This window comes from Streptomyces sp. NBC_00178, from assembly GCF_036206005.1.
In the GTDB taxonomy this organism is placed as follows: domain Bacteria; phylum Actinomycetota; class Actinomycetes; order Streptomycetales; family Streptomycetaceae; genus Streptomyces.
Map to the genome: position 1 here is coordinate 3,997,501 of NZ_CP108143.1, position 22,176 is coordinate 4,019,676.

At 69.4% G+C, this 22,176-nt stretch carries 17 protein-coding genes, 2 rRNA genes and 1 pseudogene (1 of these 20 only partly in view); 8 read left to right on the forward strand and 12 right to left on the reverse strand.

Translation table 11 applies throughout. The features are described 5' to 3' along the window. The 3 genes from OHT61_RS17305 to OHT61_RS17315 all read left to right on the forward strand — a co-directional run. A 23S ribosomal RNA gene (locus OHT61_RS17305) occupies positions 1–1,042 on the forward strand; it begins 2,084 nt to the left of the window's first position. A gap of 79 nt (positions 1,043–1,121) precedes the next feature. Then, positions 1,122–1,238: ribosomal RNA gene (gene rrf, locus OHT61_RS17310) — 5S ribosomal RNA — on the forward strand. Positions 1,239–1,465: 227 nt separating this feature from the next. Next, complete coding sequence (locus tag OHT61_RS17315) at positions 1,466–2,014, forward strand: GNAT family N-acetyltransferase (RefSeq protein ID WP_329039447.1); 549 nt, start codon at positions 1,466–1,468, stop codon at positions 2,012–2,014. A gap of 24 nt (positions 2,015–2,038) precedes the next feature. On the opposite strand, the gene OHT61_RS17320 is transcribed toward OHT61_RS17315, so the two are convergent. From OHT61_RS17320 to OHT61_RS17370, 11 genes and pseudogenes are all read right to left on the reverse strand, one after another. Further along, positions 2,039–3,562 (reverse strand): type IV secretory system conjugative DNA transfer family protein, encoded by a 1,524-nt coding sequence (locus OHT61_RS17320; protein ID WP_329039448.1) that lies wholly within the window; start codon positions 3,560–3,562, stop codon positions 2,039–2,041. A gap of 1 nt (position 3,563) precedes the next feature. Continuing rightward, the gene (locus OHT61_RS17325; protein ID WP_329039449.1) at positions 3,564–4,982 is read right to left on the reverse strand and encodes an ATP-binding protein; all 1,419 of its coding nucleotides are present in this window, start codon (positions 4,980–4,982) and stop codon (positions 3,564–3,566) included. Between the two features lie 18 nt (positions 4,983–5,000). Then, positions 5,001–6,551: an SCO6880 family protein gene (locus tag OHT61_RS17330; RefSeq protein ID WP_329039451.1), complete on the reverse strand. Its 1,551-nt coding sequence runs from the start codon at positions 6,549–6,551 to the stop codon at positions 5,001–5,003. Continuing rightward, on the reverse strand, positions 6,548–7,882 hold the full coding sequence (locus OHT61_RS17335; protein WP_329039453.1) for a hypothetical protein: 1,335 nt from the start codon (positions 7,880–7,882) through the stop codon (positions 6,548–6,550). The genes OHT61_RS17330 and OHT61_RS17335 overlap by 4 nt, the downstream gene beginning before the upstream one ends. Further along, positions 7,872–8,747 carry a hypothetical protein gene (locus OHT61_RS17340; protein WP_329039455.1) on the reverse strand — a complete coding sequence of 292 codons (876 nt, stop codon included), beginning with the start codon at positions 8,745–8,747 and terminating at the stop codon, positions 7,872–7,874. The genes OHT61_RS17335 and OHT61_RS17340 overlap by 11 nt, the downstream gene beginning before the upstream one ends. A 183-nt stretch (positions 8,748–8,930) precedes the next feature. Then, on the reverse strand, positions 8,931–9,239 hold the full coding sequence (locus tag OHT61_RS17345) for a hypothetical protein (protein WP_327122284.1): 309 nt from the start codon (positions 9,237–9,239) through the stop codon (positions 8,931–8,933). A gap of 355 nt (positions 9,240–9,594) precedes the next feature. Then, positions 9,595–10,227 carry a DUF402 domain-containing protein gene (locus tag OHT61_RS17350; protein ID WP_329039457.1) on the reverse strand — a complete coding sequence of 211 codons (633 nt, stop codon included), beginning with the start codon at positions 10,225–10,227 and terminating at the stop codon, positions 9,595–9,597. Next, positions 10,224–11,123, reverse strand: a complete 900-nt coding sequence (locus OHT61_RS17355; protein ID WP_329039459.1) for an aldo/keto reductase — start codon at positions 11,121–11,123, stop codon at positions 10,224–10,226. The genes OHT61_RS17350 and OHT61_RS17355 overlap by 4 nt, the downstream gene beginning before the upstream one ends. Positions 11,124–11,242: 119 nt before the next feature. Next, positions 11,243–11,743, reverse strand: a pseudogene (locus OHT61_RS17360) (AAA family ATPase); the annotation flags it as partial. Between the two features lie 88 nt (positions 11,744–11,831). Next, positions 11,832–14,414, reverse strand: a complete 2,583-nt coding sequence (locus OHT61_RS17365) for a polysaccharide lyase family 8 super-sandwich domain-containing protein (protein WP_329039461.1) — start codon at positions 14,412–14,414, stop codon at positions 11,832–11,834. A 177-nt stretch (positions 14,415–14,591) separates the two neighbouring features. Then, entirely contained in the window at positions 14,592–15,437 is an 846-nt protein-coding gene (locus OHT61_RS17370) for a helix-turn-helix domain-containing protein (RefSeq protein WP_329039462.1), read from the reverse strand. A 204-nt stretch (positions 15,438–15,641) separates the two neighbouring features. Between OHT61_RS17370 and OHT61_RS17375 the strand changes: the two genes are divergently transcribed. After that, the gene (locus tag OHT61_RS17375; protein ID WP_329039464.1) at positions 15,642–16,106 is read left to right on the forward strand and encodes an ATP-binding protein; all 465 of its coding nucleotides are present in this window, start codon (positions 15,642–15,644) and stop codon (positions 16,104–16,106) included. A 79-nt stretch (positions 16,107–16,185) separates the two neighbouring features. Here the strand turns inward: OHT61_RS17375 and OHT61_RS17380 are convergent, their stop codons facing one another. Then, positions 16,186–16,812: a histidine phosphatase family protein gene (locus OHT61_RS17380; RefSeq protein WP_329039467.1), complete on the reverse strand. Its 627-nt coding sequence runs from the start codon at positions 16,810–16,812 to the stop codon at positions 16,186–16,188. Positions 16,813–17,020: 208 nt separating this feature from the next. On the opposite strand from OHT61_RS17380, the gene OHT61_RS17385 reads away from it, so the two are divergent. The 4 genes from OHT61_RS17385 to OHT61_RS17400 all read left to right on the forward strand — a co-directional run bounded on the left by OHT61_RS17385 (position 17,021) and on the right by OHT61_RS17400 (position 21,839). Further along, positions 17,021–17,398: a hypothetical protein gene (locus OHT61_RS17385; RefSeq protein WP_329039468.1), complete on the forward strand. Its 378-nt coding sequence runs from the start codon at positions 17,021–17,023 to the stop codon at positions 17,396–17,398. Continuing rightward, the gene (locus OHT61_RS17390; protein WP_329039469.1) at positions 17,395–19,170 is read left to right on the forward strand and encodes an alpha/beta hydrolase; all 1,776 of its coding nucleotides are present in this window, start codon (positions 17,395–17,397) and stop codon (positions 19,168–19,170) included. The genes OHT61_RS17385 and OHT61_RS17390 overlap by 4 nt, the downstream gene beginning before the upstream one ends. 648 nt (positions 19,171–19,818) lie before the next feature. Further along, the gene (locus OHT61_RS17395; protein WP_329043299.1) at positions 19,819–20,808 is read left to right on the forward strand and encodes a bifunctional lytic transglycosylase/C40 family peptidase; all 990 of its coding nucleotides are present in this window, start codon (positions 19,819–19,821) and stop codon (positions 20,806–20,808) included. Between the two features lie 299 nt (positions 20,809–21,107). Continuing rightward, entirely contained in the window at positions 21,108–21,839 is a 732-nt protein-coding gene (locus OHT61_RS17400) for a phosphatase PAP2 family protein (RefSeq protein WP_329039471.1), read from the forward strand. The last annotated feature ends 337 nt before the right edge of the window (positions 21,840–22,176 follow it).

Here is a 22,176-nt window from a genome sequence, read left to right on the forward strand (position 1 = left end):
TGCACTTTCGGGTGTGCGAAGCTGAGAACTTAAGCGCCAGTAAACGGCGGTGGTAACTATAACCATCCTAAGGTAGCGAAATTCCTTGTCGGGTAAGTTCCGACCTGCACGAATGGCGTAACGACTTCTCGACTGTCTCAACCATAGGCCCGGTGAAATTGCACTACGAGTAAAGATGCTCGTTTCGCGCAGCAGGACGGAAAGACCCCGGGACCTTTACTATAGTTTGATATTGGTGTTCGGTTCGGCTTGTGTAGGATAGGTGGGAGACTTTGAAGCAGCCACGCCAGTGGTTGTGGAGTCGCCGTTGAAATACCACTCTGGTCGTGCTGGATGTCTAACCTGGGTCCGTGATCCGGATCAGGGACAGTGTCTGATGGGTAGTTTAACTGGGGCGGTTGCCTCCTAAAGAGTAACGGAGGCGCCCAAAGGTTCCCTCAGCCTGGTTGGCAATCAGGTGTTGAGTGTAAGTGCACAAGGGAGCTTGACTGTGAGACCGACGGGTCGAGCAGGGACGAAAGTCGGGACTAGTGATCCGGCAGTGGCTTGTGGAAGCGCTGTCGCTCAACGGATAAAAGGTACCCCGGGGATAACAGGCTGATCTTCCCCAAGAGTCCATATCGACGGGATGGTTTGGCACCTCGATGTCGGCTCGTCGCATCCTGGGGCTGGAGTCGGTCCCAAGGGTTGGGCTGTTCGCCCATTAAAGCGGTACGCGAGCTGGGTTTAGAACGTCGTGAGACAGTTCGGTCCCTATCCGCTGTGCGCGTAGGAATATTGAGAAGGGCTGTCCCTAGTACGAGAGGACCGGGACGGACGAACCTCTGGTGTGCCAGTTGTCCTGCCAAGGGCATGGCTGGTTGGCTACGTTCGGAAAGGATAACCGCTGAAAGCATCTAAGCGGGAAGCCTGCTTCAAGATGAGTATTCCCACCACCTTGAGTGGTTAAGGCTCCCAGTAGACGACTGGGTTGATAGGCCAGATGTGGAAGCCCGGTAACGGGTGGAGCTGACTGGTACTAATAGGCCGAGGGCTTGTCCTCAGTTGCTCGCGTCCACTGTGTTAGTTCTGAAATAACGAACGGCCGTGTTGTGTTCCGGTGTTGGTTAATTTCATAGTGTTTCGGTGGTCATTGCGTTAGGGAAACGCCCGGTTACATTCCGAACCCGGAAGCTAAGCCTTTCAGCGCCGATGGTACTGCAGGGGGGACCCTGTGGGAGAGTAGGACGCCGCCGAACAATTTTTCCGGGAAAGCCCCGTGCCCTTGTGGCACGGGGCTTTTCTGCGTTCCCGGGCAGTTGTATCGCTGGAGCCGGCCAGTTCAGTGAGGGCAGGGCGTCAGCTGCTGCCGGGTGGGTTGGTCAGTCGGTGCCCACCTGGTGTTCGGCCCCGCCTGGAACGGGACGGCAGGCCGGCGCGTTCCAACTCGGTTGCCCGGCGGGGGACTGCGGGGCACCATCGGCGCATGGACTATGAGATTCGCGGTGTGCGGGCGGGGGAGTGGGAACCGGCCCGGGAGATCCGTCTGGCGGCACTGCGGGACCCGGTGGCGCCCATCGCCTTTCTGGAGACGTACGAGCGGGCGGTGGCCAGGCCGGACGAGTTCTGGCAGCAGCGGACCGCCGACGCCGTCGAGGGCCGGCTGTCGCGTCAGTTCATCGCCGAGGCGCCGGACGGCAGTTGGGTGGGGACGGTGTCGGTCCTCGTCGAACGTCCCGCCGACGAGCCGGGGTTCGGAGAGGCCGCGGAGTGTGACCAGACGCATCTGGTGGGTGTGTTCGTGCGGCCCGGGCACCGGGGCCACGGAGTGCTGGACGCACTCTTCCGTGAGGCCGTCGAATGGTCCTGGGCGCTGTCCGGACCGCCGGTGGAGCGGGTGCGGCTGTATGTCCATGAGGCCAACGCGCGGGCTGCGGCCGCCTACCGCCGGATCGGCTTCGTTCCGACCGGGCGCAGCGTGCGGCTGGAGGGTGATCCGGGCGCGTTGGAGCTCGAGTTCGAGATACGCCGCTAGCCGCCCGGCACGCGGGGACCCCGGTCAGTGTGTTCGCGGTGCGGGCAGTTCCTCCTGCCAGCGGGCCCGGGCCTGCTCGGGCGAGCGGAGCAGGACCAGGGTGGGCATTCCGCAGCTCTGGCCGGCCGCCAGGAGCTCGGGGAGCTGCGGCAGCGGAGCGACGGCGGCGACGTCGTCGAGGACGAGGGCCATTGGTGGGTCGAGCCGACCGTCGGTTGACCGTGCGGCCATGCGGCGGCCGTGCTCGACCACGTGCGAGGCGAGTGCGGTGAGCAGGGGCATCGCACCGGGGTGGTGGCGGGGATCCTCGATGGGTTCACCAACCACATAGAGCGTTCCCAGTTCGCGTGCAAAAGATTCCAGTGTGAGCGCATCAGCTCGGTTGGGCGTGCAGGCTTCCCGGATGTGGACGGACGAGAGGGCGGCGAAGGCACGGACAGTCAGTTCCTGTGCCATCTCCCGGCGTTCGGGGTGGGCGGTGAGCGCGGACTCCAGGAGCCCGGCGAGCCCGGAGGCCGCCTTCGGGTGGGTACGGAGCAGACGTACCGCTTCCTGGCCACCGCCCCCCGACGCCCAGCGGTGCACCTGGCGGAACGGCCGCCCGTCCACCGCGGCGGCGTGCAGCCAGCACTGCAGGAGGGTGTTGGCCGTGTCGGCGACCGCGGCGTCGGCCCTGGCCGTGGGGCGTACGGGGGCGAGCAGCGCGGTGGCGCGGGCGGCCGCCACGGCGGGGTCCTCGCACCCGGCCGTGGGTGACCAGTGGAGCCTGGCCGGGGTGTCGCAGAGGTGACCGGGGTCGTAGACGAGGACGGGACCGAGCTTGCTCCGGGCGTCCTTCGTCTCGGCCCAGACTGTGGGGTCGGAGGTCACGATCAGTGCGGGCCCCTCCGCGTCCCTGATGGCCTGGACGACGGTGGGGCGGCGGGCCGCGGACACGCCGTACACGACCTGAGGGGAACGGGGTGTGGGGAAGGAGGGGGGCGTCGCCCCGGGTGCGTACGCCGCGGCTGGTGGTGCCGAGGCGGGCTGGGGCGCCGGGGCTGCGGGGGCCGGGAAGCGCGTGTCGGCCGGGTGGTACTCGTGGACGGTGGGGTGCGGGTGCGCGGACTGCGGTGCGGGCTCCGGGTGCGTGGTCCGCCCCGCGGGGGCGTACGCCTCGGGATCGATGGCGCGCCGCTTCCTGACCATGCGCCAACGGGTGATCACACCCGCCGCGAACACGGTCAGGACCAGCAGGACCATCACCTCGCCGATGAACAGGCCCCAGAACAGGCCGTGCCCGGACAGTTCGCCGGCCGGGGTGTCGGGCCACGCGTGCGGCAGGTCCGTGGGCCGTCCGGCCAGGGCCCGCAGGGCGAGCGGCGTACGGGTGAAGGTGACGGCGTGGGGCCAGGAGCCGTGGGTGAGGAGCCCGGCGAGACCCGTGGCCGTCCACGCCAGGACCGTCAGCCCGAAGAGGAAGGCCAGGAGGCCCACGAGCAGGCCGTCCGGGATGCCGCCCTGCCGGTCTTCGCCGCGCCCCGCGCCGGGTGGTGCCTGGCGTGCCATGTCAGGCGACCGTTGACTCGGAGGACTCGCCGACGCGCTGTTGGTACTCGATATGGGCCGCTCTCTGTTCCGCCTCCAGTTCCGCGGCCCGTACGTCCTCGGGGAGCAGGTCCGACGCGGACCCTTCGGTCATGGCCCTGTCGGTGAACACCAGGGGGCGTTCCGCCTCGGTGATCAGGTGTTTGACGACTTGAACGTTGCCGTTGACGTCCCACACGGCGATGCCGGGTGTCAGCGTCGGGATGATCTCGACGGCCCACCGGGGCAGGCCGATGACCTTGCCCGTGGCTCTGGCCTCGTCGGCCTTCTGGGCGTAGATGGTGCGCGTGGAGGCCATTTTCAGGATGGCGGCGGCTTCCTTCGCGGCTGCGCCGTCGACGACGTCGCTGAGGTGGTGGACGACCGCGACGAAGGACAGTCCCAGTCGGCGTCCGAACTTCAGCAGGCGCTGGAAGAGCTGGGCGACGAAGGGTGAGTTGATGATGTGCCAGGCCTCTTCGACGAGGAAGATCCGCTTCTTCCGGTCGGGCCTGATCCAGGTGTGCTCCAGCCAGACGCCGACGATCGCCATGAGGATCGGCATCGCGATGGAGTTGCGGTCGATGTGCGAGAGGTCGAAGACGATCAGGGGGGCGTCGAGGTCGATGCCGATCGTGGTCGGACCGTCGAACATGCCCCTCAGGTCACCGTCGACGAGGCGGTCGAGGACGAGGGCGACGTCCAGGCCCCAGGCCCGTACGTCGTCTATGTCGACGTTCATCGCCTCGGCGGATTCGGGCTTCGGGTGGCGCAACTGCTCCACGATGTCCATCAGCACGGGCTGGCGGGCGGTGATGGTGTCGCTGACGTACGCGTGGGCGACCTTGAGTGCGAAGCCCGAGCGTTCGTCGAGCCCATGGCCCATGGCGACCTCGATGATCGTGCGCAGCAGGGCGAGCTGGCCCGTCGTGGTGATCGAGGGGTCGAGCGGGTTGAGCCTGATCCCGTCGTTCAGCGCCGCCGTCGGGTCGAGCCGGATGGGCGTGATGCCCAGCTCCTCGGCGATCAGGTTCCATTCGCCGACGCCGTCCTCGCCCTGGGCGTCCAGGACGACGACCTGGCGGTCGCGGAAGCGGAGCTGGCGCAGGACGTAGGTCTTCTCCAGTGCGGACTTGCCGTTGCCGGACTCGCCGAGGACCAGCCAGTGCGGGGCGGGGAGCTGCTGTCCGTACAGCTGGAACGGGTCGTAGATGTAGCCCTTGCCCGAGTACACCTCACGCCCGATGATCACGCCGGAGTCCCCGAGGCCGGGCGCGGCGGTCGGCAGGTAGACGGCCTGGGCCTGACCGGTGGACGTGCGCACCGGCAGGCGGGTCGTCTCGACCTTGCCGAAGAGGAAGCCGGTGAAGGCATCCGTCAACGCGGACAGCGGATCTCGCATGGCGTGACTGCCCTTTCGTTAACGTCGGATACCGGTGGCGAACGGCAAGGTGTTCACGAAGGCGCGGTGGTGCTCCCGGTCGCACCACTCCAGCTTCAGATACGACTTGCCGGCCGAGGCCCGGATCGTCCGCTTGTCGCGGGCGAGGGCTTCGGGGGACCGGGACGACACGGTGATGTACCCCACGAGGTTCACCCCGGCCGCGCCGCTCGCCAGATCTTCACCCCGCTGGTCGAGCCGGCCGTGGGCGGCGATGTCGCGCGGGTCGACCGTGCGGTTCATCTTGGCCTGGCGGCTCGCCTCGGCGTCGTCGTTGGTCTTCTCGGTCAGCATCCGCTCGATGGCGATCTCGGTCGGTTCGAGGTCCATGCAGACGGCGACCGTGCGGATCACGTCGGGGGTGTGAACGAGGAGGGGCGCCAGGAAGTTCACGCCGACCGGGGTCATCGGCCATTCCTTCACCCAGGCCGTGGCGTGGCACCAGGGGGCGCGGGTGGTGGACTCGCGCGTCTTGGCCTGCAGGAACATCGGCTCTACGGCGTCCAGTTCGGCCGGCCAGGCGTTGCGCTTGGTCATTGCCTGGATGTGGTCGATGGGGTGGTCCGGGTCGTACATGGAGTGGACGAGGGAGGCCAGGCGGCTCTGTCCGAGCGGTTGGCGCACCCGGATGTCGGCCTCGGCGAGCCGGGCGCAGATGTCGGTCAGCTCGCGTGCCATGACGACGGCGAGGCCGGCGTCGCGGTCCACCTTGCGGCCGCCCTGGGGGCGGATGGCACGGGCCATGGCGTTGGCCTCGGCGGCCAGGTCACGGCTGTAGTGCATGCAGGCCACGAGGTACGCGCGGTGCTGCTCGCTGGAGGTGGAGACCATCGACTGGAGTTGGTCGTAGGAGTCCTGGAGCCAGCCGGGTGCGTTCCGGTCGCCGCGCTGGGCGACGTCCTTCGCGTGGGCGTCGGGGTCGGCGGGGAGGGTGCGGGCGAGCATCTGGAGGCGCGTCACGAAGCCGTCGCCGTTGGCCACGTGCTTGAGGAGGGTGCCGAAGCGGTCGACCAGGGCCTCCTGGTCCTCGCTGTCGCGCAGTCCGACGCCCGGGCCCTCGATCTCGATGGCCGCGGTGACGGTACGGCGGTCCGCGTGCAGCAGTACGGCGATCTCGTCGGGGCCGAACGGTGCGGCGAGCCAGCTGATCCTGCCGATGCCGGGCGGCGGTCCGATCTCGACCTCGCGGCCGTCGGCGCTCACCCCGGCCTCCATGGCCGCGGAACGGTAGGCGGTGCCCCGGCGCAGGGTGCGCTTGAAGCTGCGATTGATCTCGAACCACTTGTAGAAGGTGCGGCCCTTGTAGGGGACGTACACGACGGCCAGGGCCAGCATCGGAAAGCCCACGAGGGACACGATGCGCAGGGAGAGGGCCGGGACGAGGAGGCCGCTCATCATGCCGAGGAACGCCCCGGCGATGATCAGCGCGATCTCGCCCGTCTCGCGGTTCTTGCCGACGATCGCGTTCGGCCGGGCCCGGCCGATCAGATACGTGCGGCGGGGCGCGATCGTGTGGGACTGGATCGTCAACGCCCTCCACCTCCTGTGCTCGTGCTGCCTGTGCTGCCTGAACCGCCCCCGCGCGGGGAGCGGCTGCCGTGGGGTGTGCCGGAGGTGGGTCCGGAGCCGCTGCGGGGCGAGGGTGCCGCGCCCGGCTGGTTGCGGGAGCTGTGGGCGGCGACACCGCCGCTGACCTGGTTGGCCGGGCGTGCGCCGCCTCCGCCTCCGCCTTCGCCGCCTCCGCTCCGGCCGCTGTGGGTCTTGATGCCCTGGGAGACGAGTGCGGCGGGGGAGCTGATCAGTGCGGCGGCCTGCGAGCCGTCGGTGGCCTGCTTGCGGTTGGTACGGGCGCCCTGGATCTCGTCGCCGAAGCCCGGCACGAAGCGGTAGATCATGGCGGAGGCGAAGATGGCCAGCAGGATGATCGCGAGCCCGGACACGACTGCGGAGAACGCGTTGGGCCCGTCGTCGGCCGAGAGGGCTCCGGCGAGCCCCAGCACGATGACGATGACCGGCTTCACCATGATCACCGCGATCATGATGCCCGCCCAGCGGCGGACGTGGCCCCACATGTTCTTGTCGACGAGCCCCGAATACACGACGACGCCGAGCAGCGCGCCCACGTAGAGCAGGGCGGCCCGGATGACGAGCTCCAGCCACAGGATGCCGGCGGCGAGGATCGAGACCAGGGAGACGACGATCAGCATGATCGGCCCGCCGCCGATGTCCTTGCCCTTCTTGAGGGCTTCGGCGAACGACCCGAAGAACACGTCGGTCTGCCCGCCGGTCGCGGTCGAGATGACCTCGGTGACACCGTCGGTCGCCGACACCACCACGTACAGGATGAGCGGCGTGAAGGCCGAGGCCAGGACGGTGAGCCAGAGGAAGCCGACGGCCTCGGAGATCGCCGTCGTGAACGGCACGCCCCTGATGGCGCGCTTGGCGACGGCGAAGAGCCACAGGACCAGGGTGAGGATGGTGGAGGCCGCGAAGACCACGGCGTACTGGGTGCGGAACGTGGAGTTGGTGAAGTCCACGGTCGCCGTGCTCTCCACGGCCTCGCTGAGCTTGCCGACGATGTAGGCGGCGGCGTCGGCGCAGCCGCGGGCGAGGGAGGAGAGGGGGTCCAGGGCGTCGTCGGTGACGGCGGGCGTACTGCGGGGGGAGCCGCCTCCGCCGTCGCAATAGTCACGTGCCGGGCCGGCGATCAGCTGGCAGGGGTCGGTGCTGCCGGAGGGTGACGGAGTAGGGGTGGGGCTGGGTGCTGCGACTGCTCGGGCCGCGAACACGATCACCGACGCCTGAAGGGCGCCGAATACGGCGGCGACGGAACGCAACTGGCTTCGGCGACTACCGGGCATAGGTGAACCCTCCGAACTCGTTCACTGCGTCGGCGATCTCATCGGATCCGGAGACGGGGTTGTCGCCCGTCACCGGGGTGGGACCCTCTGTCTGGCGGGTCTCCAGAACCTTCCAGTCGGTCCCATCCCACTTCAGTGTCATCGAAACGGTGAACCAACCGTTGGTCACCGGCTTCGTTGACTTCTCGCCGGTCAGCCCGAACAGGCCGGAACACCAGACGTCGACCTGGGCAGTGGACCCTGAGTACGCCTTCGTCTTCGTACCGGCGGGGATGGTGCGGTTGACGAAAGTCGATCCTGCAGGGGCGCTGCCGTCAGTGTTCAGCCCGATTTGAGCAATGAACTGATCGGAGTAGTCGGCATCGAACCCCGCCTGCAGTTCGTTGACCTTGCCGGCATCGGCGATCGATCGAACGATGGCGCCGCGCGTCTCGGCGTTGAACATGCCGTCCGACCCCAGCGCCACCGCGTAGTTCGCCGCGGCGCTCTGTGCCCCCTGCTCGTCGTGGGCGAAGCCGAAGGCGATGGTGCCGTTCCTGCCCTGGACGGGCTTGGTGCCCGTGGCCGTCGTGGGGGCCGCGCCTGCGGCGTCCGGCTGCTTCGCCTTGCCGGTGCCCCCGTCGTCGCCCCCGCTCCCGCCCTGGTTCGCGAACGCGATCGCCGCGATCAGCAGCACCACGACACCCACGATCATGACCAGGGACCGCGAGTTCCGGGCGGGCCGGCGGCCGTAGCCGTCGGTGTCCTCGCCGCCTCTGTGCATGCGGGTGCGGGTCTGGCGCGTCCCGCCGAGGGTGCTGTACGCGTCGTCCGACCGGCCACCCGGCTCGCTGCCGCCGTAACCGCGCTCGTCGCCCTGGCTCATGCCGCGTACGCCCCCTCAGCCGTCTGCAGTTCCGCGTGGTACGACGGTAGCGCTGCTGGTTCCCGCGTGGACGCGGTGTGGTGACTCGACATCAGGGGACGCAACCTCTGCCGGTGGGCACGACGGACGGATGGTGTGGGAGGGGCCGGGGGGCCGCAGTCGGAACGGTGTGCCGACGGCAGGTCAGACGGCCATCCCGTACACGATGGTGAACAGCGTGCCGAGCGAGCCGATGATGAAGACGCCGGTCAGACCCGCCACGATCAGGCCCTTGCCCTGCTCCGCGCTGAAGGTGTCGCGCAGGGCCGTCGCGCCGATGCGCTGCTTCGCCGCACCCCAGATCGCGATGCCGAGGCAGAGCAGGATGGCGACGGCCATCACCACCTCGATCATGATGCGCGCCTCATTGCCCAGGGTCCCGAACGGCCCCCAGTTCGGGGCGATTCCCCCGATGATGGTGGTGATATCGCCCTTTTCCGCTGACAGGATCATGTAAGTCACCGCCCCTGTTGGGTAGTTCGCAGCCCGCACCGTGCGGCGCGGGTCGGTCTCTATCTTCGCTGATGAAACCGGCATCGCACGACGCCTTCCGGGGTCTCTTTACCCGGATCTCGCACGTTTGACCGGCAGAGCCGCCCTGACCTGCGGCTCGTGTCAGGATCTGCGCGCATATGCATGGTTACTCTGTGTATCACGGGGTGTGACCGCTAGCAACGACGGTGGCCATGGTTCCGGGTGCGGTCGATGCGTTCACGGGCCGAGAAGCGTTCGTACGCGCTGTTCGAGAGCCGTGACTGCGCCGGTGGCTTCCGGCCGACGCGTCGTCAGATGTGCGGCGGGGAAGACGTCACGGGCCCGGATGCCTGAGCACGGTTCGTCCGGGCGGCTGCGGCCGTGGTGGGACCGGCCAGTGCGAAGGTGGCTCGAAGTCGCACCAGGAGCCGTCGAAGGGGAAGGCTCTCGCCTCGGCCAGGCGCACCACGCGTTCGCCCTCGGCGCGTATCGCCGCGGCCTCGGCCTGTGACCAGTAGGCGGGATGCCCGGTCTTCTCGTCGAACGACCGCTCGTCCTTCCATCGCCATCCGTGGTTCCGGGCGACGGTGATGTCCAGTTCGTGGTCGGCGACGTCGATGTCCTCGCCGTGGTGGCGGCGGTGTTCCAGGTTCACGTACCAGCCGCGGAACCTCTTCCTTCGCCCGAAGAACCAGAACACCGCGTGCCCGGCGGCCGTCGGCTGGTGGATGAGGGCGCTGCCCAGGGACCACCGGCCGGCCTTCAGCGGGTAGCCGTCCGCGGGCCGTTCCTCCGGGGGGATGTCCCGGAGGTGGGCGCCGCCGGGCAGTTCCGTGCGCCACATGGGCGTGCCGGTCTCCAGCCACAGCAACTGGCCTTCGTCCGTGCGTTCGACGAGGCGTACGGGTACGGAGGAACTCAGGTGGCCGCCGATGAACAGGTTCCAGCGGAGGATCCCGCCGTTCACGGGGTGAGGAGTGCCAGGTCGTCGGCGGTGAGCCGCAGGGAGGCCGCGGCCACGTTCTCGTCGAGGTGGTCCGGGTTGCCGGTGCCGGGGATGGCCAGGACGTGAGCCCCCTGGTGGAGCGTCCAGGCGAGCCTGACCTGGGCGGGCGTCACGTCGTGGGTGCGTGCGACGGCGCTCACCTCGTCCGGCTCGGGGCCGGCGGCACCGTTCTCGCGGCCCCTGCCGACGATGGCGAAGAACGGCACGAAGGCGATGCCCTCCTCGCCGCAGTGCCGAAGGAAGGCGTGGTCCTCGGCCGGGGAGTCGATGCCGTACGCGTTCTGTACGCAGACGACGGGGGCGATGGCCCGCGCCTCGGCCAGTTGCTCCGGTGAGGTGTTGGACATGCCCAGGTGGCGGATGAGGCCGGCGTCGCGGAGTTCGGACAGGGCCCCGAAGTGCTCGGCGACGGATGCGTGGGCGTTGCTCGGTGCGAGGCGCAGGTTGACCACGTCGAGGTGGTCGCGGCCCAGCTGGCGCAGGTTCTCCTCGACCTGGCCGCGCAGCTGCTCGGGCGTGGCCCAGAGCCAGGCGCCCGAGGGGTCGCGGCCCGGGCCGACCTTGGTGGTGATGACGAGGTCGTCGGAGTACGGGGCCAGCGCGCTGTTGATGAGCTCGTTGGCGGACCGCAGTGAGGAGAAGTAGAAGGCGGCCGTGTCGATGTGGTTGACGCCGAGCTCGACGGCACGGCGCAGGACGCCCAGGGCGCGCTTCCGGTCGCTGGGGACTCCGTCGGCGAACACGGCGCCGTCCTGGGTGAGGCGCATCGAGCCGAAGCCGAGCCGGTTGACGGTCAGATCCCCGAGCTGCCAGGTGCCGGCCGATGATGCGTTGATCGTTTCCACCGATGAAGTCATCGTCGGATTCTGTCATTGCCCGTCTGCGTGACCCCGGTCGTCTGCGGAGCTGCGCCTGCCTGCCTGGCCCCGGCCGTATGTGACGGAACGTTCGGAGCTGTGCGGGCGAGGTGCTCGATGATGAGTTCCGCGACCCGGGAGGGCGGTATGCCGGTGCTGTCGACGACCTGCGCCTCGCGGCGCAGCCAAGGGAGCGCGTCGCGGTGGGCGGGGAGGTGGCCGAGGCGCCACTGGCCCGCGTTGCGGCTTTCCGGCTTGGTGTCGGTCGTGATGCGGTGCGTGAGGGTGGCGTCGTCGGTGGTCAGGACGAAGTGGTGGACCGGGATTCCGGCTTCGGCGAGCCCGCCGCCGATCTCCCGCCAGTACTCCTGCCTCAGGACCGTCTGGGTGACGACGAGCGTCCCGCCGACGAAGTCGAGCAGCTGCCGTGCCGTCTCCACGACGAGTCCGCGCCACGGCTGCCAGTCCTGGAAGTCCCGTTCCGGCCGGCCGAGCACGTGTCCGAGCATCTCCCCGACCTTCTCCGCGTCGAAGAGCCGGGATTCGGGGATGCGCGGGATGAGTTCTCCCGCCGTGGTGGTCTTCCCCACGCCGAAGGTTCCGTTCAGCCAGATGATCACACCAGTGAGGGTATGCGGCGGCCGGTCCGCCAGGGCGGCGTCGCCGAGGGGTGCATGCGCGCCGCCTGACCGGATGCATGAGGGAGCGTCAGGACCTGTCCGCCAGTACCGCGGTGAAGCTGCGGCCGTAGGCGCGGTCGGTCGTGACGTCGAGGCGGGTGCCGCCGGGGACGTGGCGGACCCGGACCCCGGCGTCCGCGGAGCGGGTCCGCAGCGGTCTGCCGTGCAGGGTGACGGAGACCGTGCGGCGCGTCGTGGTGGGGTCGGACACCGAGATCGCGCAGGTGCCGTCGGGGCTGCGCCGCAGGAGGACGGACGCGGGGCCGTCGACGGACAGTCCGCTCACGTGGTGCGTGCCGGAGGAGAAGGTGTTCGCGGCCAGGATGCCCAGGCCGGCGTGGGCGACGGCCTGGAGGCGGACCGTGTTGGCGCGCACGGCCGGCGCGTCGCGACGGTAGGACGCCAGCTGCGCCTCGGAGGCGTTCGGCACGATGAGGTGGGCCATGGAGGCCGGGAGGTCCGCGGCCGTTCGGTCGTAGGACAGGGTGAAGACCTGCTTGGTCACGGTGGTGTCCGGGTTGGAGACGCGGACGAGCCGCCGGCTGCGGGTGACCGTGTCGAGCGCGACCGTCGGGGCGGGGCCGGTCAGGAAGACGTATCCGACGGCCGTCCCCTGCCCGGCGTCGGCGTACCGCAGCCAGGCCGGAGGCGCGGTGCCGGTGCGTTGCCAGGGGGTTCCGTCGTGGAGGGCGCCGCTGAGGGTGACGGTGGACGAGGGGTCGGCGATACGGGTGTCGACGGTGGTCGTCACCGCGCGGCCCGAGTGGCCGGTCACGCCGGCGGTGAGCACGACGATCTCGTCGTCGAACATGAACCACGAGGTGGTGGCGCCGGCTGACCGGTAGGCCACGAAGCCGTCCGGGAGTTCGCCGGCCTGCTGCGCGGCGTGGGCGGCGTCGTCGGTCAGGACGTGTCCGGCCACGCCGTAGGCGCCGAGGCGGGCGCCGCCGGAGAAGGCGCCGGTGCCCCGGGGGAAGTACACGTAGGTGTTCTGCGCCTCGGAGGACGAGGTGAAGCCCCGTTCCGGGTTGTCGTACCAGAGGGTGCCGTAGAGCTCGGGGACCGTCCGGCGGTGCTCCACGGGGGCGGTGACGCCCGCGAGGCGGTGGGGCGGGACGGCGGTGAAGTGGTCGAGGCCGTACGCCTGGCGCTGGTCCACCCCGGAGAGGTAGAGGTAGTGCGCGCCGGTGCCCTGGAACCAGGGCATCAGGTTCTCGCCGTTCATGTACTCGTAGGTGCTGATGCGGTCCGAGCTGCGGGCGAGCGCGAAGGCGTAGCCGGGCCGTCGGTGGACGGTACGGTCCATGGCGTTGAACGCCGTGTGGGAGGCGGCGGGCCCGAGGTCCTTCGCCGGAGTCGCCGAGTTCAGGATGTCGGCGTAGTGGGCGATGCTGACGGGGGAGACGAAGGAGACGGGGTCCAGGCCTGCTCCGGACGTCTCGTGGACGTGTGTGACGTAGCCGGCCAGCGCCGCCGCGTCGTCGCCGGTCATGTGGGCGGAGAGGTCGACGACCGCCTCGACGACCGCGGTGGCGTCCGCGTAGCCGGTGGCGGGGCGCGAGACCGCGCGGCCTTTGACGATCTCCATCATCCAGCCCTCGAAGACCAGCGGGGCGAAGCCGTCGGTCACCCAGGTGTGCACGGCTCCGGCCAGGTCGTCCGCGGGCACGTAGCCGGTGCCGTCGAGCATCTTCAGGGTCTGCACGATGCGGGTGAGCAGGCCCTTGCCGTAGGACCCCGTGTACGCGACGGAGGCGTGCTGGACGAACGAGCCGTCCGCGTAGAACCCGTCGGTCACTCCGTGCCGCAGGTCGTAGGGGTCGATCGTCGCGAAGACGGTCAGGTGGTCGGCGACGGCCTTCGCGATGCGGGCCCCGTCGCCGAGGACGGCTCCCTGGAGCATCCGGTTCGTCGTGATGTCGGCGAGGTTGGCGCCGGTGTGGAAGCGGGAGTCGAGGTCGACGTCACCGCCCTTGCCGTTGCGGAGGTACGCGTCCATGGAGGCCGTGTAGGCCGCGGGGAGGTCCGGGCGCCGTTCCGCGATGTCGTCGCGCAGGAGCACCAGGGTCCTGCTCACGTGACCCGGGATGCCGATCTCCCAGTGGAACCAGTTGCCGTAGTAGCCCTTCGCCTGGTCGCCGAAGTACGTGTCGAGCAGCTCGGCCAGTGCGTCGACGACCCGCCGCCGCACGGCCGGGCTGTTGCGCAGGTCCGAGTCGTCGGTGCCGGGGAGGCAGGTGGCCAGGGCCGTCTCGTAGAGGTACTGGTACGTCGTGTTCAGCGCGGTGTCGCTGGTGCCGAGGGGCAGTCCGGCGAAGAGTTCGCCGGGGCCGGCGGCGTCCATGGCCGCGAGACGGGCGTACGCCGTCGCCCGCAGGGCCGCGATCTTCGGGGCGACTTCGGGACGGGCGTTGGACTCGGCGGTACCGCCGAAGATCGCGGCGGTGTTGCGCATCAGCGTCCCGGCGCCGTCCGCCGGGGGCTCCGCGACGCCCGCGGCCGACGGGGCGGAGCCCGGCGGGGGCGCTGCCCCGGCGCGGGCCGACGCCGACATGGCCCACAGGGCCGCCGCCGGTATCGCGGACAGTGCGGATCGACGCGAGAACTCCACCAGTACGCTCCAAGGTCCGGTAAGCGCTTACCCACCAGTCGAGCAACGAGGCCGGGGCGCTGTCAACGGTGCGGAGTCCGGGATCGGCGGGCTCGGCGGGCACGGCGGGATCGGCGGGCTCGGCGGGATCGGTGGGCTCACGGAGACGGGGATCGATCCCCGCGGGCTCCGGACCTCTCACAGGCTCCGGATGACGTCGTTCACGAAGTCGCGGGACGCGTCGGGAGCGAGTGCGATGGCCTCGATCCGGTTCAGCAGGACGCGGTACTTCTCCAGCTGCGCCTCCGTGTCGAGGAAGGCGGGGCCGTGCGCCTGGTCCAGGTTGACGCTGTCGAGCTGCGGCACCGGCCCGTGGGCGTAGTAGATCGACTGCCCCGACCCGGCGAGGGTTCCGGCGGAGAACGGGATCACCTGGAGCGAGACGTGCTCGCGCTCGCTCATCTCCAGGAGGTGCGCGAGCTGCCGGCGGGCCACCTCGGGACCGCCGAACCGCATCCGCAGGGCGGCCTCGTGGATGACGACCCGCTGGGTCGTGGGCGGGTCGCGGAAGAGGACGGCCTGGCGTTTGATGCGGAACGAGACGCGGTGCTCGACCTCGGGTGGAGAGAGTTCCGGCACGTCCTGGCGGAGCACTTCGCGCGCGTGCTCGGGGGTCTGGAGCAGTCCCGGGATGTGGACGGTGACCGCCGTGCGCAGGTGCACGGCATGGTGTTCGATCTCGGCCAGGTCGAGGAGGGGGGCGGGCAGGATCTCCCGGTACTCCTCCCACCAGCCGCGGGTGCGGTCGGCGGTCATGTTGCACAGGGCCCGGATGACCCCCTGGTCCACGTAGGCGTAGTGGTCCGCCAGTGCCCGTACCCGGTCGGGGCTCACGCCCACCCGTCCGGCCTCCATGTTGCTGATCTGGTTCTGCTTCACGCCCAGGAGCGCACCGGCCTGCGTCGCGGTCAGGCCGGCGCGTTCACGGAGCTTGCGCAGCTCGCTGCCGAGGCGGAGTTGACGACCTGTCGGGCGGGTTCTCACCGGTTGATTCGCCTCTCTGAGCGCCTCATCACCCACACGAGTGGAAGTTCACTCATTACTCGTCTTTCGGCTAATTCATTAGTCAAGCCTGGCTACCTTGGGACTCTGGCCACCTGCCCGGAAGTACCCCGCTCGACGGAGCGGCCTCGTCACCGGGTCATGCGACATGCACATCCCAACTCTGCTCCGCGAACGGAGACTTCCATGACCCACGCCACCGTATCGCCGCCCTGGGCGTACACCCTCCAACTTCCGCAGGATCCCCGTGGACCCGGTATCGCGCGCGCGACGCTGCGCACCGTGCTCGTGGTGCACGGGATAGGGGATCTGGTCGAGACCGCTGAACTGCTGGCGAGCGAACTGGTCACCAATGCCTACCGGCACTCCACCGGGCCCTACTCGCTCCGGCTCCGCGGGGCGGGGAGGAACAGGGTCCGGGTCGGGGTGTGGGACAGCAACCCGGAGATCCCGGCGCCGTTCCGCGGCGGGGAGACGCACGAACCCGGCGTGCTGGAGGAGCGGGGACGCGGGCTGCGGCTCGTACGGCAGTGCGCGGACAGCTGGGGTGCGTACCCGGTCCGGGGCGGGTTGCCGGGCCAGGGCGGCAAGGTCCTGTGGGTCGAATGCACGGGGAAGACGCCGTGTCCGTGGAGTGATCCGCCGGAGTGACGACGCCCCGGGCGGGCGGCCCCCGCACACGTCGGGCCGCTCGCTCGCCCGCTCGCCCGTCGCCCGAAACCCCGCCCGTTCAGATGCGCAGTTCCGGAGGGAACCCGGTCCAGCGCAGTTCCTCCGGGAGGTGCCCCATATCGTTGACCATGACCAGGGCGGCGGGCCTGCCGGGGGTGTACCGGATCACCGTCAGCGCGGCGTTGGAGTGGTTCAGCCCCAGCCAGCGCCACGCGGGGGCGTCGAGAGCGTCGCGCACCAGCCAGGCGGCCAGGAACGCGTGTGTGACGACGAGTTCGTGGCGCGCCTCGCCCCCCTCCACGCACCCGGTGAACCTGGCCATCGCCTCGCCGGCCAGCTCGGGGCCGCGGGTGCGCTCCTCCTCCGGCACCTGCGCCACGAACGCCAGCAGCCGGTCCGCCGACTCCTCGGGAAGCTCCTCGCGCCGAGGGACGTACGGGACGTAGTCCCCGGCAGGCTCCGCGACCTGGAGCGGCACGTCCCCCCGGAGCTGTTCGTGGACCAGCCGGGCCGTCTGCGCGGCGCGGGGCAGCGGGCCGTGGTGGACGGCGGCGAACGGTACGGCTCGCAGCCGGTCGCCGAGCAGGAACGCCTGACGCCTGCCGTTCTCCGTCAGCTCGGTCTCGTCGGCGGACGCCTCGCCGTGCCGGGCGACGTAGAGGTAACGAGTGGCAGAGCTGGTCATGGGCGACCCCTTTTCGGCTGGTCATGCGGACGCCGACGGGGACGGTGTGCGCCCCTGGCCCGGTTCCGGGTCGCGCGTTCGGGTGATCTCGATGCGGAGCGTTCCCTGCGGAGGCGGGGCCACGGCCACACGACGCCGGTCCGCTCGGCGTGTCGGGTACGCCGGATTTGGCACAGTGCCGCTCCATGATCCGGAAGCGGGGAGCGGCATGGCTGCGGTGGAGAGTCTGAGCGAACTGGCGGGGCCGAGGGGCGAGGGGGAGCCGGGCGGCGTCCTGAACCACAGCGACGGGCCGTGGCTGCGAGCGGCCAGGGGAGCGGACGAACTCGTGGCCCATCTGGGGCCGGTGCCCGGCGAACTGGCGGCCGCGCACGAGGGGCTGGTGCACGGTGCCGGCCAGCTGTCCGCCCTCGCGGAGCTGGCGGCGGTACGGGAGTCCTGGGAGCGCCGCATCCAGCTGGCGCGGGGCGAGTGCGGCAGTCTGGCGGGCAAGCTGCGAGCCGTCGCCCGAGCCCAGGGTTCCACCGACGAGGCCGTCCGTGCGTCCTTCGCACCCCAGGCGGGTCACGAAGGTGAGCAGCGGTGACACCGGCCCTCACCTGGGCCCGGTTACAGGACCTCGACTGCACCGAGCTGGAGGGTGCCGCCGACGGATGGGGCAGGTCGAGCAACCGGGCCGACGCCGCGCGCGACCGCATCGACCAGCAGCTGCTGACCGGGCTCCGGGCCGAACAGGAGGGCGAGGCGGCCCGGGCGGCGGTCGCGCGGCTGCGCCGACTCGGGCGGAACCTCCAGTACGTCTACACCGAGTGCGGGCTGCTGCGTACGACGCTGAACTCGCTGGCCCACGAGATGAGGCTGCAGCAACGGGCCCTGGCGGAGGCGCTGGACGACGCGGCGGCGCTGAAGTTCACCGTGCACGCGGACGGATCGGTGACCTACCCGGCGGCGGGCGAGGGCCTGGTCGACGGTGCACCTCTGCGGGGTGGCACCGCCACATCGAACGGAGCCCCGGCGCTGACCCCGCCCTCGGGCCTCGTCGCCCCGAACCCCCACACGGCGAAGGCGCAGGACATCGCGGACCGGGTGACGAGAGCGGTGCGAACGGCCGCCGAGATCGACTGGCGGTACGCGGGGATCCTGCGCCGGCTGAAGGCGGAGGAAGGCCTCAAGGTCCCCGACTCCACCTGGAAGGACGCTGCGGGAGACGCGGGCGCGGTCAGGGAGGCGGCGGGCGCGTACCTGGCGGACGCCATCCCGTCCGACGCGACGCCGGCCCAGCGGCGCGACTGGTGGGCGGGCCTGACGCAGGAGCAGCGCGAGGAATACCTCGCGGTGTACCCGGACCGCATCGGCAACATGGACGGCATCCCGGCCCTGGTCCGGGACGCGGCCAACCGGGACAACCTGCAGCTGCTGATCGGCAAGCTGGAAGGCCGGGACGACGATCGGTCGGTCACGCAGCTGGCGGGACTGCGGGAGATCGACCGGCACTTGGGGGCGGGCACGCGACCGCCCATGTTCCTGCTCGGCATCGGGGACGAGGGTAACGGAAGGGCAATCGTCTCGTTCGGCAATCCCGATACGGCGAAGAATGTTGCGGCTTATGTGCCGGGGCTCAATACGGCTTTGGATGAGGATTTCGCTAAAAATGACTTGAAGCGGGCTCGGGATACTGCAATCGCCACCCGGGAGATTGATCAATCGAGTGCCACGGTCGCTTGGCTCGGATACGACGCGCCGCAGTTCCCGGATGGGATGGAGAGTCTCTCGGTGATGGGGGATGAGCGGGCGGTGGCTGGTGGTCGCTCCTTCAATGGCTTCATAAGCGGTGTCGCTGCAGCAAATGCTCACAGTGATCCACATCTGGTTGCAATCGGGCATTCGTATGGATCGCGCACGGTCGGTGCGGCCACTCAAGAAGGCGATGGTTCGCCTGGTGTAGACGACATTGTGCTGATTGGTAGCCCAGGGGTCGGAGTTGATCGTGCGGAAGACCTCGGTGTGGGCTCTGGTCACGTATTTGTCGGAGCAGCCGAAAATGATGTTGTCACTAAGGCGTCGTCGAAGTTGCAGGCGGGTTTCGGCGCGCTCGGTGGGCCCCATGGGTATGCGGTGGGGAGCTTGATCGATCGTGATGACCACCTTTGGTTTGGCAGAGACCCCGCCAGCGAGGCCTTCGGGGCTACGCGTTTTCGCTCTGCGGAGGGGCCTCCGCTGGTGGGCCTCAAAGGCCTTTCCTTCGCTGCGCACTCTCAATATTTCGATCGAGAAGGTGCGGACACGGTTTCGGCAGACAGCATTGCGCTCATCGCGGCAGGGCACTCTCATAGAGTCAAAGTGGAGGAACCTCGTTGAGGCGCCGTTGGATTTTCCTGGCAGTGATGTTGGGCCTCTCCCTGAGCGGGGGATGTGGGTTCGTGGAGGAAGATAACGTGAATATGCAGGAGGCTGCGCAGCGCTCTGATCAGATGCTAGATGGCGTCCTGGGCGCAATTCAGCCGCAGGTGCAGTGGACTCACGGCCCCACTACTGTCGGCAGCTGTGAGGTGTCTAGAAGGCGGACGATTATGACGGTTATCTCTGCGCAGCGGAGAGGTAGTTTTCTGGGTATCGTTGATCGACATATGCGCAAGAGTGGATTCAAGATCAACGCCGCGAACAATGATCCGGAGTTTCCGGCTATCTATGGACAAACGAAAGATGGTTATACCGTGAGCCTTCGATTCGGTGGTGCGGGGCAAGCGTTTCTGCGTGTCGACACCCCCTGCGTAGAGGAGTCCGAGGTGGCCGAGTCCACCACCGAGGCGACCGCGCCCACCTACGAGGGGCAGGAGCACATCCCCCGCCCCGACATCCGATCCGCCTTCTGGTCCGCCGGCGCCCCCTGACCCCGCGCAGCCGCCCCTGACGCCCCCTCATGCTCCGTTCCACCCGTACACACCAGCGAATCACGACGTGAACCGCGCCCGAATGGGGGATGGTTGGGGGGTGCGGAAATACTGGGTGTTCCTCGGCGGTGGGATCGGGCTGGGCCTGTGCTTCATCGCGCTGCTCGTCGTCGGTACGTACTCCGCCGCAGCCGGGATCTCCGGGGCGAAGGGGGCCGTCGGGCTGGCCAAGGGGGCCGTGCCGGCGCGGTACCAGCCGCTGGTCGAGCGGTGGGGCAATCTCTGCCCGGCCATCAACCCCGCACTGCTGGCCGCCCAGCTGTACCAGGAGAGCGGCTGGAACCCCCGTGCCCAGAGCCCGGCCGCCGCGCAGGGCATCGCGCAGTTCATTCCCGGGACCTGGGCCACGCACGGCATCGACGGGGACAAGGACGGGGACCGGGACGTGTGGGACCCGGCCGACGCGATCCCGTCCGCAGCGTCGTACGACTGCGAGATCGCCGGTTACGTCAAGAAGGTGCCGGGGGATCCGACCGACAACATGCTCGCGGCGTACAACGCAGGGGCCTATCGGGTGATCCAGTCCGGCGGGGTCCCGGCGATCAGGGAGACGCAGAACTACGTCAAGATCATCCGGTCGCTGGAGAAGAGCTTCGCCCGGCCCGTCGGCCGGGTGCAGCCCTCGCAGCAGGCGGCCGGGGCGATCTACTTCGCGCAGAAGAAACTCGGTACCCCGTATCTCTGGGGCGGGAACGGGACCGCCGACCAGGGCGGCCGGTTCGACTGTTCCGGGCTGACCCAGGCGGCGTACCGCACGGTCGGCATCGAGCTGCCGCGAGTCGCGAACGATCAGTACAACGCGGGGCCGCACCCCTCGCGGGATGAGCTGCTGCCGGGCGACCTGGTGTTCTTCTCCGACGATCTGAACAACTCCCGCGCCATCCACCACGTGGGTCTCTACGTCGGCGGCGGCTACATGATCAACGCGCCGTACACGGGGGCGGTGATCCGGTTCGACAAGATCGACACGCCGGACTACTTCGGCGCCACCAGGGTCACGAAGGACGGTGCCGCGGCGCTCCCGACCGCGCTCCCCGGGAGCTGACGGTCAATCGGCCGTGGCTGGAACTCTCCGTGAAGCCTGGGCCCTGAGCTGCGACGACGAGTCACTCTTCGATAACGTCATGGTGATCATTCGGTGGAGAGCGGAACGTGGACGGCGTTCAGACCGTTCCCTGGACTGGGACAGCATGTGCACCGACCATGCGCGCTGTCCGGGGCAGCCGTGCGGCAGGGCATCATGGCGCCCGGCGGCACCGATTCCGTACCGACCACGGGGGTCCGACCAAGGCGACGTACACCGGTGTGCGTCGCAGCAGCAGACAAGGCAAGGGGCCGCAGCAGATGGCTGGACTCGCACTCGATGGGTCGAACCCCGACGTCAGCCTGCTCTACGACATCAACGGGCTGGCGAAGGCAGCTCCGACCTGGTTCGACCGGGTCATGGAGTTCGTCGGTGAGTACGGGATCATGCTGGGCATGGTCCTGGCGGTCCTGTGGTGCTGGTGGAGCGTGCGCCGGCGCGGGACGACCGAGGACTCGGTGACGGCGGTCGCCGGGCTGGTGTGGGCGCCCCTGGCCGCCGGTATCGCCCTGCTCATCAACATCCCCATCCGGGGTTTCGTGGAGAGGCCGCGTCCGTTCCTCGATCACCAGGGGCTCGACGTCCTGGTGGCGGGGAAGACCGACTTCTCGTTCGTCAGCGACCACGCGACGATGGCCATGGCGATCGCCGTGGGTCTCTTCGTGGCGAACCGGAAGTTCGGGATCGCGGCCATCGCGCTGGCGCTCCTGGAGGGCTTCTGCCGCGTCTACATGGGGGTTCACTACCCGACCGACGTGATCGGCGGTTTCGCCCTCGGCACGGCGGTGGCCCTGCTGCTCGCGCCGCTCGCGATGATGCTGCTGACGCCTCTGGTGGGTGCGGTGGCCCGGGCGGGTGCCGTCGGCAGGCTCGTCCGTTCGGCCCGGCCGGTCGCGACCGTCGGCCGCCCCGGGGAGCCCCGCGGGATTCCCGAGCCCCGTCCAGGTTCGGGCCGTGGCGGTGCGCCCGGCGAGAAGGATCTGGCTGCCTGACCGACGAGTCCGGCGACCTGAGGGGGTGTCCCGCTGGGGGCACCCCCTCACGCATGTCCGGTGGCCGCGCGCGTTCACCACGTTCACCATGCTCATCGAGCTCCCGGCGTCCGTGAGGCGGGCGACGTGTGTGTGACGTCCGTGAGGCGCGCGACCCGCTCAGCGGAGGCACCCTCCGCGGCGGCCCCCTCCGCGGTGAGCGCGCCTCGCCGGCGGCCGCCCGGCCCCGCGCACCCGCCCGCGCTCGAATTTCCGAGAATGGCTGAGTCCGATCGTTCGGAGTGCCTGTTCGCACCCCTGATGACGGGGCATCATGTGCGGGGATCCGGGGGTGGTG